General features: G+C 40.5%; 13 protein-coding genes. All 13 read right to left on the bottom strand.

The features are described 5' to 3' along the window. Window positions 1-319 precede the first annotated feature (319 nt). The 13 genes from GLW08_RS11910 to GLW08_RS11850 all read right to left on the bottom strand — a co-directional run bounded on the left by GLW08_RS11910 (window position 320) and on the right by GLW08_RS11850 (window position 18,236). Window positions 320-670 (bottom strand): phage holin family protein, encoded by a 351-nt coding sequence (locus tag GLW08_RS11910; protein ID WP_160848863.1) that lies wholly within the window; start codon window positions 668-670, stop codon window positions 320-322. Beyond that, window positions 667-870, bottom strand: a complete 204-nt coding sequence (locus GLW08_RS11905; RefSeq protein WP_036817419.1) for a PspC domain-containing protein — start codon at window positions 868-870, stop codon at window positions 667-669. Before GLW08_RS11905 ends, GLW08_RS11910 begins: the two co-directional genes overlap by 4 nt. A gap of 21 nt (window positions 871-891) precedes the next feature. Beyond that, window positions 892-1,986 carry a DUF4097 family beta strand repeat-containing protein gene (locus GLW08_RS11900; protein WP_160848862.1) on the bottom strand — a complete coding sequence of 365 codons (1,095 nt, stop codon included), beginning with the start codon at window positions 1,984-1,986 and terminating at the stop codon, window positions 892-894. 146 nt (window positions 1,987-2,132) lie between these two features. Next, window positions 2,133-3,458, bottom strand: coding sequence for a D-serine ammonia-lyase (locus GLW08_RS11895; protein ID WP_160848861.1), 1,326 nt, complete (start codon window positions 3,456-3,458; stop codon window positions 2,133-2,135). Between the two features lie 382 nt (window positions 3,459-3,840). Next, window positions 3,841-4,515, bottom strand: a complete 675-nt coding sequence (gene bshB2, locus GLW08_RS11890; protein WP_160848860.1) for a bacillithiol biosynthesis deacetylase BshB2 — start codon at window positions 4,513-4,515, stop codon at window positions 3,841-3,843. 23 nt (window positions 4,516-4,538) lie between these two features. Then, window positions 4,539-4,889 carry a YojF family protein gene (locus GLW08_RS11885; RefSeq protein ID WP_160848859.1) on the bottom strand — a complete coding sequence of 117 codons (351 nt, stop codon included), beginning with the start codon at window positions 4,887-4,889 and terminating at the stop codon, window positions 4,539-4,541. A gap of 156 nt (window positions 4,890-5,045) precedes the next feature. Continuing rightward, the gene (locus GLW08_RS11880; protein ID WP_160848858.1) at window positions 5,046-5,837 is read right to left on the bottom strand and encodes a class I SAM-dependent methyltransferase; all 792 of its coding nucleotides are present in this window, start codon (window positions 5,835-5,837) and stop codon (window positions 5,046-5,048) included. Window positions 5,838-5,905: 68 nt separating this feature from the next. Further along, window positions 5,906-8,782: an excinuclease ABC subunit UvrA gene (uvrA, locus tag GLW08_RS11875; protein ID WP_160848857.1), complete on the bottom strand. Its 2,877-nt coding sequence runs from the start codon at window positions 8,780-8,782 to the stop codon at window positions 5,906-5,908. A gap of 8 nt (window positions 8,783-8,790) precedes the next feature. Beyond that, a complete protein-coding gene (uvrB, locus tag GLW08_RS11870; RefSeq protein ID WP_160848856.1) occupies window positions 8,791-10,770 on the bottom strand; it encodes an excinuclease ABC subunit UvrB in 1,980 nt (659 codons plus the stop codon). Between the two features lie 475 nt (window positions 10,771-11,245). Next, window positions 11,246-12,820, bottom strand: coding sequence for a peptide chain release factor 3 (locus GLW08_RS11865; RefSeq protein ID WP_160848855.1), 1,575 nt, complete (start codon window positions 12,818-12,820; stop codon window positions 11,246-11,248). 172 nt (window positions 12,821-12,992) lie between these two features. Next, entirely contained in the window at window positions 12,993-16,241 is a 3,249-nt protein-coding gene (locus tag GLW08_RS11860) for an ATP-binding protein (RefSeq protein WP_160848854.1), read from the bottom strand. Further along, on the bottom strand, window positions 16,234-16,599 hold the full coding sequence (locus GLW08_RS11855; RefSeq protein WP_160848853.1) for a response regulator: 366 nt from the start codon (window positions 16,597-16,599) through the stop codon (window positions 16,234-16,236). The genes GLW08_RS11860 and GLW08_RS11855 overlap by 8 nt, the downstream gene beginning before the upstream one ends. An 11-nt stretch (window positions 16,600-16,610) precedes the next feature. Next, window positions 16,611-18,236 carry a GGDEF domain-containing response regulator gene (locus tag GLW08_RS11850; RefSeq protein ID WP_160848852.1) on the bottom strand — a complete coding sequence of 542 codons (1,626 nt, stop codon included), beginning with the start codon at window positions 18,234-18,236 and terminating at the stop codon, window positions 16,611-16,613. Window positions 18,237-18,713 lie beyond the last annotated feature (477 nt).

Raw genomic sequence — 18,713 nt, 5'->3', positions numbered from 1 at the left:
ATAGGTATTGGAGTTACGCTCTCTCCATTACTTTTTTGCTCCCTCCGTTGGGGGTATGCTCTCTTCCTTTTCTCTTTTGCTCTCTTCGATTGGATTTATGCTCTCTTCCCTACTCTTTTGCTCTCTCCAATTGTGGTTACGCTCTCTTCCTTTTCTCTTTTGCTCTCTTTGATTGGATTTATGCTCTCTTCCCTACTCTTTTGCTCTCTCCGGTTGGGGTTATGCTCTCTTCCTTTACGGTTTTGCTCTCTCCGATTGGATTTATGCTCTCTTCCCCCATCTCACACAAAAAGACAGGCGCGGGCCTGCCTTCTCTCTCTTATTTCAAATCTTTCACAAGCTGGTTCATCATTAACGATAGTAAGGAAATGATAATCGTTGCCAATATGGCGATACCAAAACCATCGATGACAAAACTGCTTCCGAGCAGAGCTTGGGTAATCATGAGGGTAATGGCGTTGATGACGAATAGGAATAGTCCTAGTGTGATAAACGTGATAGGTAAGGTGAGTACTACCAATATTGGTTTGACGATGACATTTAATACAGACAAAATCAAACTAGCGATAATTGCGGTGACAAAGCTCTCAAGATAAAAGGAATCAAATAGCTGCGCCACGGCAATTAAAGCAACTGCGTTGACGATAATGTGCAACAGCCAATTTTTCATGACACGACATCTCCTTCATTTGGAATGATGACAGCAGCAATAATATAAAGTAAGGACAACGGAAATCCTGTCGTAATAATAGCTAGTATAACGAAAATGAGTCGGACAATCGTAGCGTCGGCATTAAAATATTCTGCAACTCCACCTAAAACACCTGTTAGCATTCTTTTATCTTTTGATCTAGTTAATCGTTTCGACACACGATGACCTCCTTAGATTGATTAGTTAATTGTAATGGACCCTGTCTTGGCTTCAGCTTCTAAATGAAGAGGTTTTGCTTGTTCTCCTTTTGAACGGAAGCGTAGTTCTTTCTTCAATACTTCACTCTTTTCCTCTTGTATTTCAAAATTAGGTAAATTGCAATTGATACTTCCCATGCTCGTTTTTAGTTCGCCATCTACAGCAAATTCTCGCGGAAGGGCTACTGTAATACTACCGGCTGTTGTCTTGAAAAAGCCTTTGTGTCCATGATGACCATGCCAATTACACTTAATACTACCGTTTACACCTTGCGTATCTACTTTTTCGAACTCACCATCTAACGTAATGGAGCCGTTTAAGCTTTCTACCTCAACTTCGTTCAAGCGCACATCTTTTAACGTGATGGAACCATTGGAGGTTTCAATATCCCAAGATGACCCGCTCATGTTCTCAAATTCAACTTTTCCATTTGCAGTCTTTGCCTGTAGGTCTTCGATATGGAAGCCATGAGACTGTATTTTTCCATTGAATAGGCGCAAGGACATATGTTTATATGATTTCTCCGGAATATAGAGAATAACATTTGTTTTAATTTTCTTTGAGCTAATAGAGAAGCTCAAGCTCTCATCATCCACATGGTATTGCTTTTGGTCCATAAACCGTTCTCTTGCTTCATCTTGATTGTTTACTTGATACACTTTGGCATTGCACTCAATACGCACATCATCTTCTTGCCACGGTTTTAACTCAATGGAACCATTAGCAATATCCATAGCTACTTTTGAAAAAGATACGCCTTGGTTTTGAAAAATGTGAGATACTTCGAAGTACTGGCCAAAATTTAAATCGAAATCCACATTCTTCACTTTTTTAATTGTCTCTTCTACAAAGTCCATGAAACGCTTTTTCGTAGAACCTGATTGATAGCTTTTCTGTTCCTGTTTCTCATCCCACTTCACTTTTGTAGAGAGAGATTGATGCTCATCTTCTTCATCACCAGTATTCACTTGTACATCCTCAGCATATTGGATCGAATCTAATAGTTCTTCTGCTTCTTGGGAGGTAATCATGCCCTCTTCCAACATCTTTAAAATCCGCTTTCGCTCTTCCTGCATCTGATCATCGCTCCTTCTTCTATTGTATATGCGTGAGACACATGGCCTATTTCTATTAGTTTATATACGTATGAACAAGATGAACGATTCACTTTTATCATACATCAATTTAAAAAAGATGTGAGCAAACAGGAAGCTTACAAGGTTTAGTTGTTTTTCCCTTTCTTAATATAAGACCTCATATTCTCATCAGGGACCAAACTTCCCCCAGTTGCCCAAACAATATGTGTCGCATGTTCTAGATTCGCAGGACCTTGATGTTCCTTCGTTAATTGAACAGGACCATACATCCCTGCTAAAGCAGACGGCTCTAATTTCATCTGTTCTGACTGATTTAACAGGTAGAGCATTCTGTATAACTGATGGTCTTCGACTGTATAAATGCCATTCACAAGATGCTCGACCATTTGTACCGCATATTGAGAAGGTCGTCCGACTGCGAGGCCATCTGCTGCGGTTTGATTGTCAATACCAAAATCTTGTACAGATACTTGATGAAACTTTCCGGTCATTAATCCGATTAACACAGATGGTGAATGCGTTGGTTCTGCAAAATAACAATACACATGATCTCCGAAAATATGCTTTAGGCCATAGGTTACACCGCTCGGTCCACCTCCAACACCACAAGGGATATACACGATTAATGGGTGATCTGCATCCACAACGATCCCCTTTTCATCGAGCTGCTTTTTCAAGCGAATAGCAGCTACTGCGTAACCTAGAAATAAATGTTTGGAATCTTCATCATCCACAAAGTAACAATGCGGTTGCTCCTGACACATTTCCCTTCCTTTCTCGACCGCTAAACTAAAGTCTGATTCATGCTCCATCACTTGTGCACCTTTATCACGCAATAAATCCTTTTTCCATTGCTTTGCATCTTGAGACATATGCACGGTAACTTGGAAGCCAAGCTTCGCACTCATTATCCCAATACTTAAACCTAAATTCCCCGTCGATCCTACCGCAATGGAATAGTTAGAAAAGAATTGCTTAAACGTATCACTATACAGTTTGCCGTAATCATCATTTTTAGTTAACATACTATGCTCCAAAGCTAGGTTTTCTGCATAAGAGAGTATCTCGAAGAACCCTCCCCTAGCTTTGATCGACCCAGCAACAGCTAATTCATTGTCACACTTGAGCCACAGTTGGCCTGGGATACGTTCACCATATTCAGATTGTAAGGTAGCTTGCATATCTTGTATCTCTTTAAGAGGTGATTCAATCTCGCCTTTTGCTTCAGCTGTATCAGGGAAGGCCTTTTCCATAAACGGTGCAAAACGTTGAAATAATGCTTCAGCTTCCTCTACATCCTCCCAGCTCAGATTTTTTCCTTCAATTGCATCAGGAAATCTCTTTACTTTTTGATTTATCCAAAACACTTCCTTCGTTTCTGCTATAGAAGATAGTAGTGGGAATTCGTTCATCCATTCACTCGTTGTCTTGCCTAAAATTAACCTTTCCATGTACTCAACTCCTTATCTCAAATCTCTTATCTATAGTATTCCTCTCATGGTCGTTACCTAACCATTCCTTTCATCTAGGAACAAAAGCGCAAGCGCCCGGTTTGCGACGTACAAACTGCTGCCCACAGGACGTGGGTTGGTTCGATGTTGCTGCGTGATGCAGCGGGTTTAATCGAACTTCCTCCGTATGAGATAAAGGAAACACGAAGAGCGCAAGCGATTCGATGTTGACTTATCGTAAGGAAGTGCAGGAAGTTTGCTAGTCGCTGGGCGCTGGAGCTGGACGTGGCCTCTATAATTTACTTAGTTATCCACAAGCCAACATTTTTATAATGGTACGCTAGATAGTAAAAAAGAAAAGCAGAACCCCGTAGGATCCTGCTTATTTCGTAAAGTCCCATTTATAAAATTCTTCATAGCGTAATAGCTTTTGGCCTTCTGAATTTAATTCTTGTAATTCAGGGCTCTTGCGGAATTGACTCATCATTCCTTCTGCTTGAGAACGGTGAGCTTCAATGGCTTTCATCTTACCATCAAAATAGTCCGCTACATCTTTGACAATGTCCGGTTCTCCTAACACCTCGCGTCTGTTATGAGAAATAGCCTTAGCCCATACCTCTGGACGGTTTTCTTCATCAAAGCGTCGCACCGCTTCAATCGCCGCTGCGCCCATGGCGTCGTGATCAGGGTGGACAGCATGTCCAGGATAGAAGGTAATGACAAGGCTAGGTTGTATATCATCAAGAATTCCTTTTAGGTGAGAAGCTACTTCATCTCGATCTTCGAATTCAAGCGTTTTATCACGATAACCTAGCATCTGAAGGTCAATGTCTAAAGCTTCGCAGGCATCCTGTAATTCTTTCTTTCTGAATTCCGAAAGCGTCTCTCGGTTCGCAAACGTCGGATTGCCCATATTACGTCCCATTTCACCTAATGTTCCGCACAAGTAGGTGACAGGTATATTTTTTTCACGAAATTGGAGAATCGTACCTGAACAACCAAATGCTTCGTCGTCTGGATGGGGAAGTATGATTGCAACGTGTTGATGTTGATCCATGATCCTATTCTCTCCTTTATTTCTTAGTTCTCAAACGGTGTTTCGCTAATCTCAAGAGCTACCATTAATCGGCCTTCGGCATCATGACCTGCCATGATTAAGCGACCTTTGTCATCTACTTCCCATTGGGTAAGCCCTTCAGCATAAACCCAACCATGGTCCATCTTCAAGCCGATGCGAAACGTTTCACTACCTACTATTTTGGCATGCTTATAGCGAACTTTAGCATTACGAATGAATGCCCCTACGTTATAGGCGTTTGAATTAAAATGACTTGCATATGCGCCATTCGTTGTTTCTAAGTGCACATACACATCTTTATTAGCAAGATGATCAAGAGCTTCTTGAACTTTATCGATTTGGATCATTTCCATGACGATGACTCCTCTCTCGAACTAGTGTCTGTTTATACTCTACCCAATCAGTACCCCGAACGTCAAAGAATCTACTTACCATTCCAGCAAAGCGCAGGAGAGCATAGAAATGATGAAAGACTGATACTCTTCCAAGCAACAGTCTCTCTTTTATACTTACAAGTCTATTGGCTTTTCTGCAATCCAAATCGTCCAGCGATCCTGTTCCTGAATCGATTCATGTGCTTTGTATTGATGGTAAATGGTAGTTGCGAGCTGTCTAAGCTCATCATCATTTAATTCATGCAAAATTGTTCGGCCCGTTCGATTCATTATATCCTCATATACCTTATCGCGGGATGGGTACTTCTGGCGTGTTTCGAGCAATGATTTGATTTTAATTTTATGAAAACCTGCTTGATGCAAGCTACGAATCACTTGATTTGAAGAATGACGTCGTACTTTCTCCATCTTTTTCAGGCGAGGAAACATGGAAAAAATGTGACCCCGGAGGTGTTCTTTGTCAGGAGGTAAAAAGCAATCATCCAATGTTCTGTCCTGAATAATTACTTGTCCTCCTGGCTTCAAGACACGATAGAGCTCTTGTAAATTTTCTTGAAGTTGAGCACGTTGAAGATGATGAATCACAGCGCGCTCCACCACTGTATCCACCCGCTCATTTCCTAAAGGAATAGCAGCTGTTTCCCCTTGTAAGAATGTTACATTGGACACATCACCCACATATTCCCTTGCTCCTTGTAACATCGTCTCAGAGGCATCAATACCATGCACGTGTTCTACATTCATATGGGAGAGAGCTTTTGTATAAATGCCTCCTCCACAGCCCAAATCAACAACTTGCTGACCGGACCAGGAAACGAGTTGTTCCATCGTTTCTCTCCATTCTGGGGCTGCTTCTCGGAGTGCATAACTATCCTGTTGTAAGTGGTCGAATAATGGCTTCTTCATTTGAACCAACCTTTCTTGACTGTCTAGGGTTGTTCCCAGAAAAGGCTGTGGTTCTTGATGTGATTCCGTTATTTGGAAACTTTTTCTTTCTTCTTCAAACGCTCTTTCATACGATCTCGATCCCGTTCCAGAATCGGTCCAAGGTATTTTCCAGTGTACGATTGAGAATTGTCCGCAACAACTTCAGGAGTTCCCGTAGCAATGATTTCGCCACCTTTTTCTCCACCTTCTGGTCCAAGGTCGATGAGGTAATCCGCTGCTTTAATGACATCAAGGTTGTGTTCAATAATTAATACGGTCTCTCCATTATCTACTAACCGCTGCAACACCATGAGAAGGCGTGAGATATCTTCCACATGAAGCCCTGTAGTTGGTTCATCTAAAATGTATAGAGAACGTCCAGTCGAACGACGATGGAGTTCACTAGCCAGCTTCACACGCTGCGCTTCCCCACCAGATAAGGTTGTAGCTGGTTGACCAAGTTTAATATAACCTAATCCTACATCAAATACAGTAGACAGCTTCCGCTTAATCTTAGGGATCGCTTCGAAGAATTCATACGCATCTTCTATCGTCATCTCTAGTACATCGGCAATACTCTTCCCTTTGTATTTCACTTCAAGTGTCTCGCGGTTATAACGTTTCCCATCGCATACTTCACAAGGGACATATACATCTGGAAGAAAATGCATTTCTATTTTAATAATACCATCACCACGGCATGCTTCGCACCTACCACCTTTCACATTAAAGCTAAATCGTCCTTTTTTGTAGCCACGAATCTTAGCTTCATTGGTTTGTGCGAATACGTCACGAATATCATCAAACACGCCGGTGTAGGTTGCAGGGTTAGACCGTGGTGTTCGGCCAATTGGCGATTGGTCAATATCAATTACTTTTTCGAGCTGATCCATACCCTTGATTTGCTTATGCTCTCCTGGCTTCACTTTCCCTTTATGGAGCTTTTGAGCTAATGATTTATACAGAATTTCGTTTACTAATGTACTCTTACCAGAACCTGATACACCTGTAACAGCTGTTAACAATCCTAAAGGCAAGGATGCATTCACATTTTTCAGGTTGTTTTCTTGAGCGCCAATCACTTCTACGTAGCGACCATCTGGCTGACGGCGCTCCTGTGGTAATGGGATGAACTTTTCGCCTGACAGGTACTGTCCTGTAAGAGAGTTACTATCGTTCATCACTTCTTGAGGCGTACCTTCAGAAACAATTTCGCCACCATGAGCACCCGCACCAGGCCCAATATCAATCAAGTAGTCTGCAGCTAGCATCGTATCTTCATCATGCTCTACCACAATCAAGGTGTTATCTAAATCTCTCATCTGTTTAAGCGTTGATATCAATCTGTCGTTGTCACGCTGATGGAGTCCAATAGAAGGCTCGTCTAATACATACAGCACTCCTGTTAAGGCAGCACCTATCTGGGTAGCCAATCGAATTCGTTGCGCTTCCCCACCAGATAACGTTCCAGCAGAGCGAGACAATGTAAGGTAATCTAGTCCTACATTAATAAGGAAGGATAAACGATCACAAATCTCCTTCAATATCATCCGCGCAATTTGTTCTTCTTTTTCCGTGAGTTCAACGTTCTCGAAAAAAGTAATAGCGTCTTTTATCGAGAAATCTGTCACACTACCGATATGATAATTATTTATAAGAACGGATAGAGGCTTTTCGTTTAAACGATTTCCCTCACACTTTGGACAAGGCTTTTGAGCCATATACTTTTCCATCTGTTCACGAATATACTCGGATGATGTCTCACGGTAACGACGAGCTACGTTCGGAATGACACCTTCGAAAAAGATCTCATTTTCACGAACCTTTCCAAAATCATTCTCATAGCGGAAATACACTTTTTCATCTCCGCTACCATACAAGACACGTTCTAACAGATTTTTCGGTATCTCCTTAATTGGAGTATCCATATCAATCCCATAGTGATTGCATACACTTTCCAGAAGCTGCGGGTAGTATTGGGAGCTATTCGGTTCCCAAGGGGCTATAGCATGCTGATTTAATGTTAGTTCCCAGTCCGGGATAACCAAATCAATATCAACTTCCAACTGTTGTCCAAGACCATCACAACGCTCACAAGCCCCATATGGACTGTTAAACGAGAACATGCGTGGCTCTAATTCACCTACTGAAAATCCACAAACAGGACATGCATGGTTTTCATTAAAATACAGTTCTTCTCCATCAATGACATCAACGATTAGCTGTCCTTCGCCTAATCTTAGAGCTGTTTCAATCGAGTCCGTTAAACGACCAGCTATGCCCTCTTTAATGGCAATACGATCAATAACAACCTCAATAGAGTGCTTTTTGTTCTTTTCTAAATTAAATTCTTCCGTCACTTCGCGCATTTCTCCGTCCACACGAAGACGCACGTACCCTTCTTTTTGTAACTTTTCAAGTACTTTTACGTGTTGTCCCTTACGTCCAGATACAACAGGGGCGAGAATCTGCATCTTTGTTCGATCAGGATGCTCGAGGATTTGGTCTACCATCTGTTGCACCGTTTGAGAAGTAATCTCTACCTCATGGTAAGGACAGGTCGGTCGACCTACTCTGGCAAATAGCAGTCGAAGGTAATCATAAATTTCTGTAACAGTCCCGACAGTTGAACGCGGGTTCTTACTCGTCGTCTTCTGATCAATGGAAATAGCCGGCGATAAACCTTCAATCGAATCAACATCCGGTTTATCCATCTGTCCTAAAAATTGACGTGCATAAGCAGAAAGAGACTCCACATACCGGCGTTGTCCCTCTGCATATATCGTATCAAAAGCCAAGGATGATTTACCTGACCCAGATAACCCTGTTAACACAATCAAGTTGTTCTTCGGAATATTTACATCTATATTTTTTAAATTGTGGGCCCGAGCCCCTTGTACACGTATAGATTTCTGTTGGCTCATTTGCTCGATCACCCTTCCGATTTAAGATCTAAGATGACATCACGTAACTCTGCTGCTTTTTCGAAATTCAAGTCACGCGCAGCTTGTTTCATCTCTTCTTCCATGTTTTCGATCATTTTTTCTTTTTCCTTCTTATTCATCTTAGAAACATCTGGTTTGCTATCATATTCTTCGGAATCTTCTGCGGCCATAGTCGCTTGGATAACATCGCGAATTTCTTTCTTAATCGTGGTAGGCGTAATACCGTGCTTTTCGTTATATTCCATCTGTTTCGCGCGACGACGTTCGGTCTCATCAATTGCAATATTCATAGAATCAGTATATTTATCGGCATACATAATAACCTGTCCATTTTCATTACGCGCTGCCCGTCCAATCGTCTGAATGAGAGAACGTTGTGAGCGCAAGAAACCTTCTTTATCGGCATCTAGTATTGCGACTAAGGATACTTCCGGAATATCTAGCCCTTCCCGTAACAAGTTAATGCCGACTAATACGTCATATTTGCCTCGGCGCAAATCACGAATAATTTCAATTCGTTCTAATGTTTTAATCTCTGAGTGTAAGTACGCGACTTTAATACCAATTTCCTTTAAATAATCGGTAAGATCCTCAGACATTTTCTTCGTAAGGGTTGTAACTAGGACACGCTCCCCTTGTTCTTTACGAGTATTAATCTCACCAATGAGGTCATCAATTTGCCCATGAATTGGTCGCACATTCACTTTAGGGTCTAACAATCCTGTAGGACGAATGATCTGTTCTACCATTTCAGGTGAGTGCTCCTGTTCATAAGGTCCAGGTGTGGCGGATACATAGACCGCTTGATTCATATGGTTTTCAAATTCTGAAAATGTAAGCGGACGGTTATCTAATGCAGACGGTAAACGGAAACCGTGATCCACTAGCACTTGCTTACGCGCTTGGTCTCCGTTGTACATGCCACGAACCTGTGGAAGTGTCACGTGGGACTCGTCGACCATCATTAGGTAATCATCAGGAAAATAGTCCAGTAATGTATAAGGTGTTGCACCTTCTTCTCTTAGCGTTAAATGACGGGAATAGTTTTCAATCCCTGAGCAGAAGCCCATTTCCCGCATCATTTCTAAATCATAGCTTGTACGTTGCTCCAGTCTTTGTGCTTCTAAAAGCTTGTTTTGATCCTTTAGTTCTTTCAGGCGATCTTGTAGTTCACGTTCAATATTTTTGATGGCTACTTTCATTTTCTCCTCACGAGTTACGAAGTGAGAAGCAGGGAAAATTGCTACATGCTCTCGATCCCCGATGATTTCACCTGTTAGTGCATCCACTTCACGGATTCGATCAATCTCATCACCAAAAAATTCGATACGAAGGCAATGTTCTTCTCTTGAGGCCGGAATGATTTCGACTGAATCACCACGCACACGGAATGTACCACGCTGGAAGTCGATATCATTTCGGGCATATTGAATGTCTACTAAATCTCGCAATAATTCATCACGATCTTTCTCCATTCCTTTACGAATGGATAACACAAGGTTCCGGTATTCTTCCGGATTACCTAAACCATATATACAAGACACACTAGCTACGATAATGACATCATTTCGTTCAAACAACGATGACGTAGCAGAGTGACGTAATTTATCAATTTCATCATTTATGTTGGCATCCTTCTCTATAAATGTATCAGTGGAAGGAACGTAAGCTTCGGGCTGGTAATAATCGTAGTAGCTGACGAAGTACTCCACTGCATTATTAGGAAAAAATTCTTTAAACTCGCTATAAAGCTGACCTGCGAGGGTTTTATTGTGAGCAATCACAAGGGTTGGTTTATTTACCTGCTGTATAACATTCGACATCGTAAATGTTTTACCAGTACCTGTGGCCCCTAGTAGGGTTTGATGTTTTTTTCCGTTCACTATTCCATTCTTTAGTTCTTCAATGGCACGGGGTTGATCTCCCTGAGGTTGATATTGAGACACTAATTCAAATTGGCTTTCCACGTTGCAACCTCCATTCGCATAATCTCATACACGTAGTTTACCACAATCTTACTCTATCCTAACATAAAGGCGAACAAACATTCGAGTATTTAGCACATTCCTTTGCATTTCCAATTAGAACTCGTGGCTGGGGCTGGGATATTCCCGAAAACTAGATTCCTTTACAGCCATTTAACTCATGCTGAACATATGAACAAAAGCGCAAGCGCCTCGTTAGCGACGTACAAACTGCTGCCCACAGGAGGTGGTTTGGTTCGATGTTGCTGCGTGATGCAGCGGGTTTAATCGAACTTCCTCCGTATGAGGTAAAGGAAACACGAAGAGCGCAAGCGATTCGATGTTGACTTATCGTAAGGAGGTGCAGGAAGTTTGCTAGGCGCTAGGCGCTGGAGCTGGACACATAAGTGCGATAAACGTATGCTTTCTTTACGTATTAAAAAAAGCTAACCCTTCATGGGTTAGCTTTTGTCTTCTATTATTGACTATATTGATTCACTTCAAACAAGTCAATCAATTCGATATCAGGGTTTTTATCTCTGAACCAGCGTAAGGAGAATTCGTTTTTAAATAAAGCAATGTAATTGTCTTCACGGTCTTTGACGAGCATGCTTCGCTCATCAAATAGTTTTTGATCTACTTGCTCTTCTTTAAGCCAACGCGGCATCCGCTCCCCTATTGATTCAAGGACGATATCGACGTTGTATTCATTTTTCATTCGATACTCAAACACATCATATTGAAGCTGTCCGACCGCTCCAATAATGTATTCTTCGTTACGAACGCCTCTAAACAACTGAATCGCGCCTTCTTGCACAAGCTGCTCGATTCCCTTTTTAAACTGCTTCGCTTTCATGACGTTTTTCGCTGTAACCTTCTTGAATAGTTCCGGAGGGAATTGTGGTAATTCCTCATAGTGGAACGTGTTCTTCCCTTCTACAAGCGTATCCCCAATGCGATACACGTTCGGATCATAGATTCCGATAATATCACCTGGGTACGCAATTTCAGCTGTTTCTCTTGATGAAGCCACAAACTGTTGGGTTTGCGCAATCTTAATCGTCTTGCCTGTACGGTCCAACGTTACATTCATGCCACGTTCAAACTTACCTGAACAAACACGTACGAACGCCACACGATCACGGTGTGCTTTGTTCATGTTCGCTTGAATTTTGAAAATGAATCCAGAAAACTCTTCCTTATCTGGAGGAATAAGTTCTCCAGAAGCTTTACGTGGAAATGGCTGCGGGGCCATGGATATAAACGATTCAAAGAATGTCTCCACACCAAACGGCGCAAGGGCACTACCAAAGAATACAGGGGTGAGTTCCCCTTGTTGCACGGCATCCATATCTAACTGTTCGCCCGCTTCTTCTAACAATTCCATTTCTTCATAAGCTGCTTGGAACGTTTCATTTTCGACTAGTTCAGGATAGTTGTCTAACTCTTCTTTCGGAATAGGGATTTCTTGTTCATTCCCTGAAAAACGAATAAATTGGTCATTTTGACGATCAAAAATCCCCTGGAATCGCTTACCCATTCCAACTGGCCAATTCATCGGATATGTTTGGATACCTAGCTCATCTTCAATTTCCTTTAATAAATCAAAAGGGTCTTTTCCTTCCCTGTCAAGCTTGTTGATAAAGGTGAAGATAGGGATACCTCTCATTTTACAAACTTTAAATAGCTTTAAGGTCTGAGCCTCAATCCCTTTGGTACCATCAATAATCATGATTACGCTATCGACAGCTGTGAGCGTTCTGTACGTATCCTCACTGAAGTCTTCGTGACCAGGGGTATCCAAAATGTTGACCTGGTACCCTTCATATTCAAAATTCATGACGGAGGAGGTGACGGAAATTCCGCGCTTCTTTTCAATCTCCATCCAGTCAGAAGTTGCGAATTTACCTGACTTTTTCGCTTTTACAGTCCCGGCATTTCGTATTAAATTTCCATACAGCAAAAATTTCTCCGTTAACGTTGTCTTACCCGCATCGGGGTGAGAAATAATCGCAAAGGTTCGACGTTTTTGCATTTCCTCTTTTACACTCATAGTAGATTCTTCTCCTAATATAAAGTTCATTACGTAAAGAACAGGCTTTACTTATCAAGCAGCCTGTTCTCCTGACATTCATTTATTTTTTATCCTTTACCTATTATAAAACGAATCTTCCCCATTCAGCAAAACATACTTGAAATAACTAGAGCAAATACGTAAAAAGGGACTATAGCTCACTCTTATCGGCTATGAGAATTTGTCCTTGTTTCTCATTTGTAAGCAAGGTTTGTAAAATAACTGTTGCCAACTTGTTCGGTGGATATGGCTTCGTTAAGTAGTGTTCCACCCCTAGAGTTTCCCCACGTTGACGTTCATCGAGAGCAGTAGAAATGAAGATGGGAATGGATTTCGTGTCATCTCTATTCTTCAATTGTTCCACAATATCCCACCCATTCATACCTTCTCCTAGCATTAAATCGATAACAAATGCATCTGGGGTGTAGTGTTCTAGTCTTTTAAAAGCAGCTTCCCCTGAGGAATAAGACCGAACGTAAAAGCCCGCATCCTGTAATTCATCTTGTAATAAGGTAGCTAAACTCTCATCGTCCTCCACGACCATGATAAATGGTAGATTGGAGTCAACTGGCGTAATTGTATCATTTCCTGTATCTTCCTGACCCCCTAATGGAAGCATGAATGTAAATACTGATCCTTCACCTAACTCGGAGCGTATGGTAATTTTTCCATTATGCGCTTCGATAATTTCTTTACATATAGCTAAGCCAAGTCCAGTGCCACCAATCTTTCGACGATCTGAATTATCAATACGCTGGAACTTTCTAAATAGCTTGGTTAATTCATTATCAGGAATACCTAACCCTTCATCTGCAATATGAACCACAACGTGATCTTGATTGTTTGAGATGGACACGATCACTTTCCCGCCATCTGGTGAAAACTTAACCGCATTTCCGATAATATTCGTATAAACCTGCACCAACTTTTCACGATCCGCTGCAATCCAAGCATGAGATAACCTGCTTTGTAGTTCAAATTCATGATGAGGATGATTAACTTGAAACCCTTCAATAACTTCATGAGCGATAGCTATTACATCTGTTTGTTGAAATTCATAGCTTTGACTTCCAGATTCCATTCGCTGTAAATCAAGAAAATCATTGATTAAATTCGTTAACCGATTCGCCTCTTTATGAATCGTTGATATATACCTATTCCTACGTTCTGGTGTTAAGTCTCGTTTTAGCATTAATTCCGTATATCCTAGCACACTAGCAAGTGGAGTCCTCAATTCGTGGCTTACCGTACTGACAAGCTCTGATTTCATTTGATCAACTTCATATTGTTCAGTTATATCTCGGTGAACAAATAATGTCCCTAGCTTATACTCATTGGAATAAATGGTTTCCGCATACACTTCCATTATCCGTTTAAACGGCTGCTCTACCTCGTATCGATGCATAGTGCCAGTCCCTGATTCCGTAAAGATAGCTTCCTTGAAAAATCGGACTAACTCAGCATCATTTCGAACACGAGTATTTAGAATGGAACTCCAACCCTCGAAAGAATGGTCGATGTGAGCATCCTTCATATCAATAAACAAATACTCGCAAAGCTTTTCATTATACTGGACGATACGCCCCTCTTCATCGACAAATTGAATGCCTTCATTCACATTATCGATAATGTTTTGATTCAGTTGACGGTTATTTTCTGTTTCTTCATATAAAAGGATTTTATCTAGAGCAAGCGATACTTGGTTTAATATACCTTCTAACTCTTTCAATTCATCATCTGCGTAATCAGAACCAATTCGCGTACAAACAAATACGCCTATGATATCTTCCTCAGGATTAAAAACAGGAGCATACAAATCATAGCTTATTAACGAATCATCAAGATATCCTTGCTCATCTGGGAGTGCGCTTCGTTTTATCACATGAGACTGGCCTGTTTCTTTTATTCGGAGCATCACGCTATTATCAAGATGATTCACTAGTCGTTCAGCATCCTGTTCGGATACTCCAATGGATGCATATTCATACTCATGTAATTCGATAATGAGCCCTTTTTCAAATTGGAGAATGCCAGTAAGTTGCGTGACAATCGTATTCATTAACTCTCCTTTATCCAATGTGATCGACAAGGCATGATTCATTTCATTGTAGTCTTGTAACCTAGCTTTTGTCCGGTTGGATTCTTCAAGCATCTGTTTTAAGTCTGTTTCGGCATTTTTAATGAGCGTAATATCAAATTGAATGCTTATATATTTCTCAACATCACCATTCTCATCAAGATAAGGAACAATCGTGGTATCCACCCAGTATTTGGACCCATCCTTCGATTGATTTTGGACTTCTCCCTTCCATATCTGACCCAAACGAAGTCTCTCAATCATATTGTCATATATAGTTTGACCAAGAGAACGTGATTGCAGCAATGTATGGGGAGAACCAATCAATTCGTTCTCAGAATACTGAGTTATCTCACAAAATTTATCATTCACAAAGGTGATTTTCCCTTGCGGATCAGATATCGCCACAATGGCTGCTTCACTTATGGCAGTATTTAACGTCTTGATTTCATTATAGGAATCCTCCAGTCGTTCTTGCTGCTCGGTCAATTCATCTTGCTGGGCCTGTAGTTCTTCGTTATGAGCTTGTAATTCTGATTCACGTTCCTGAATCGTTTCCGCCATTTCAGAAAATGACACAGATAACGTACCAATTTCATCCACACGATTGTAATTCGGAAGATTGAGATGCGCACCATCAGCTAAACGTTCCGTTGTGGCAGATAGCTCCTGTAGCGGATATGCAATATCACGATACATTTTTCTCGTCACCATCGTTAACAAAATAAACATAAACACGACAAATGCAATCACATAAATATTCAATATATAATTGTCATCCAAAAAAGCTTCATTCGATTGATGTAATGCGGATTCATTTTCATCAACTAGTTGTTGTGTGTCGTTTAATAATTGATTAACGGAAGCTGTTCCATTTGAACTAGAAGCTAAATCTTGTAATGCATCCTCATTCCCTTGATTCACATATTCGACAGCTTGTGGTAATAATTCGTTATAGTATTCATCTATATATTCTTCTAGTTGATAGATTAATTGTTGTTCCTTTGCATTAATATCTAATTGTTTAAATTGTTCAATACTAGCACTTAGTTCTTTGTATGCTTCTCGACTTTTTTGTAACTCTGACTCACTTTCAAATGACAAGTATCCACGTGAACGCAACACCATATTATTGTAATTCTCTTCAATATTCTCTATGATTCTAGCTTCTTTCGTTAATCGCTCGCGTTCATTTATGTAGTTTCCCCTAACTTCTGACTCTACAATTAAAAGCGTAGTCACCCCTATAACAGCTACGAAAAAGAGGAATAGCATAACAAACAAAAATTGAAGGCGAATTGTTTGTTTGAAAAATTTAGGCATTCACAATTTCCTCCACCACATCAATAAGCTGCATGGGGCTAAATGGCTTGGACATATAATAGTTGATACCTGCTGCTTGAGACTCTTCTACATCCTTTTGTTGATTTTTAGCTGTAAGCATTAAGATTTTAGTTCCTTGTTTATGAGGTACTTCTTGGATTTCTCTTGCCACCTCAATACCAGTCAGTCCTGGCATCATATAATCTAGTATCACAAGATCATAATCATTCGCTCTGATTTCCTCCAAAGCATCAAGACCATTTTCTGTCTCTACAATCTCATATCCTTCGTCTTCTAACGTATCTACGATTAACATACGTAGAACTTCTTCATCATCTGCTAACAAAATTTTCTTCATTCTATCATCTCCTAAAATAGTAACCGCTGAGCCAAGCGTCTAATTCTTGCTTCTACTTCCGTCACACTAAATGGCTTCGTAATATAATCATCGGCTCCTAACTCAAGAGCTTTTACAATATCTTGATCTTTTTTTCTTCCAGTGAGCATAATAATAATAAAATCATCCACTGCACACTCTTCACGAAGACGTGTTAACACTTCTAATCCATCCATTTTTGGCATAATGCCATCTAGTAATAAAATGAATTTCCCTTTTTGGTGGTGCCAGTTGGATTCAAAGAAGCTCTCGCCATCACGGAAAGTTTGGAAATCGATATTGTAGTTTAGAATGGATAGAGTATGAAGATGATCCTCGAGAAGGTTATGAATTACAGGATCATCATCAATGACACCTATATGAATGACGTCTTTTCCACTTTGATGTGAAACCATACTTCCTTTTATGTATTGCCTCACTTGATTTCGCCCTTTTTCCTTAGCTTGGTATAGGGCAATGTCCGCTTCTTTTAATAATTGCTCTGGCGTTGAGGTATGATGTTGGACAGTTGTTATTCCAGACGAAAAAGTACAGGATATCTCCGATTGGCCGGCTTTGTATCGTTGCGATTCAAACGAGCTACGCAACCTCTCAAGCAACACTTCTGCTTCTTCACTATTCGTGTCCGGCATAATTATCGTAAATTCTTCCCCTCCATAGCGAATGAATAAATCACTATTGCGCTTATCACGCATGATTGTAGAAGATAACCCTTGTAAGATGACATCACCAGTATCATGTCCATATGTATCGTTGACAGATTTAAATCGATCAATGTCTATCATGGCAACAGAAAAAGCAGAACGCGTTCGATTAAAATCACTACATTGTCTCTCTAATTCATCTTGGAGAAACCTACGATTATAAGCACCTGTTAATTCATCTATTAGAATTTGTTGGGTGAAAATAGATTTATAACGTAATCGATTGGCTATAATCGCCATTAATTCCGGAGGCTGAATAGGCTTTTGCAAAAAGTCAAAAGCGCCTGATTGATATGCTTTTGCTCTCGTATCCGTTGAATGATCAGCGCTGATTAACATGGTAGGGATCAGATTCTTCCGAGCTTTTTGAACGATTTGTTGAAGTAATTCAAACCCTGATTCTTCACCTAGATAAATATCTACTATGACGTAATCAGGTTTTTGGTTATAAAAGATAGAAACTGCCTTCTGAACCGAGGCCGCTACCAATACTGTATAATGCTCTTCAAGATGGTCTTTTAGAAAAGACATCATATTTATCTCATCTTCCACTACTAGAATTAATGGTGTGGAAGGATCCGCCTGTTCTTCATGGTGCTTTATCACTTCATCCTCCTGGACTAGTTCAGGATCTATTACTGCCACTTCATCTGTTATTGGTTTTATGTAAGAAGACCACTCGTCATAGGTCCACATATAATCGACTTTTTCAGCTATACCTTCTAGCAGGTCTTCGGCCAGATACGTTAAGTTTTCGAGTCCTATCGACAGTGCCGTACCTTTCATGGAATGAAGAAAATGATAGAGTTCTCTATTCGATATGGTAGATTTCTCCGACCAATTTTGAATAGTCGAGCGAACTCGTTCTAAGAATTTCCGTTGATATTTCTCCATTCTACTAATCCTCCTTTACCTTGTAACTGTAATTTTCCATACTCTTACTATTATCGTACACCTTCTCCCTAAAAGAAAGATGCTGACAGGTTAAATTTGGGTATTTTTCATTATTTGGAGATTAGACCTTTTATTACATAATTACTATATGAAAGACTTTGTTAGCTAGTCGGTAACGATGCCATTATCGCCTTATTATGTTGAAATGTTGGGTTGTAGATAAATATATTCGAGTGGAAAAGAGAGATACTTGCTCTACTTATATTCGCTCCGAGATGCGTTTTGCTCTCTTCATCCCTACTTATGCTCGCTCCGAGGTGCTTTATGCTCTCTTCACCTCCTCATGACCCACTACCCTAAACTATTTCCATTCCAATTACCCCAAATTATTCCTCTTATACTGAACTCCTTATCTGATGATCCATTTTTCCGATAAATCCAATCACAAATAAATAACGCCACCTTATAGGCAGCGTT

This window comes from Pontibacillus yanchengensis (assembly GCF_009856295.1).
In the GTDB taxonomy this organism is placed as follows: Bacteria; Bacillota; Bacilli; order Bacillales; family BH030062; genus Pontibacillus; species Pontibacillus yanchengensis_A.
The sequence above is the reverse complement of the archived record's forward strand: the minus strand, read 5'-3'. Positions and strand labels throughout refer to the sequence as shown.

Coding starts and splice junctions, on each gene's coding strand:
- GLW08_RS11910 (WP_160848863.1), bottom strand. CDS start 670: ATGAAAAATTGGCTGTTGCACATTATCGTCAACGCAGTTGCTTTAATT.
- GLW08_RS11900 (WP_160848862.1), bottom strand. CDS start 1,986: ATGCAGGAAGAGCGAAAGCGGATTTTAAAGATGTTGGAAGAGGGCATG.
- GLW08_RS11895 (WP_160848861.1), bottom strand. CDS start 3,458: ATGGAAAGGTTAATTTTAGGCAAGACAACGAGTGAATGGATGAACGAA.
- bshB2 (WP_160848860.1), bottom strand. CDS start 4,515: ATGGATCAACATCAACACGTTGCAATCATACTTCCCCATCCAGACGAC.
- GLW08_RS11885 (WP_160848859.1), bottom strand. CDS start 4,889: ATGGAAATGATCCAAATCGATAAAGTTCAAGAAGCTCTTGATCATCTT.
- GLW08_RS11880 (WP_160848858.1), bottom strand. CDS start 5,837: ATGAAGAAGCCATTATTCGACCACTTACAACAGGATAGTTATGCACTC.
- uvrA (WP_160848857.1), bottom strand. CDS start 8,782: ATGAGCCAACAGAAATCTATACGTGTACAAGGGGCTCGGGCCCACAAT.
- GLW08_RS11865 (WP_160848855.1), bottom strand. CDS start 12,820: ATGAGTGTAAAAGAGGAAATGCAAAAACGTCGAACCTTTGCGATTATT.
- GLW08_RS11860 (WP_160848854.1), bottom strand. CDS start 16,241: ATGCCTAAATTTTTCAAACAAACAATTCGCCTTCAATTTTTGTTTGTT.
- GLW08_RS11855 (WP_160848853.1), bottom strand. CDS start 16,599: ATGAAGAAAATTTTGTTAGCAGATGATGAAGAAGTTCTACGTATGTTA.
- GLW08_RS11850 (WP_160848852.1), bottom strand. CDS start 18,236: ATGGAGAAATATCAACGGAAATTCTTAGAACGAGTTCGCTCGACTATT.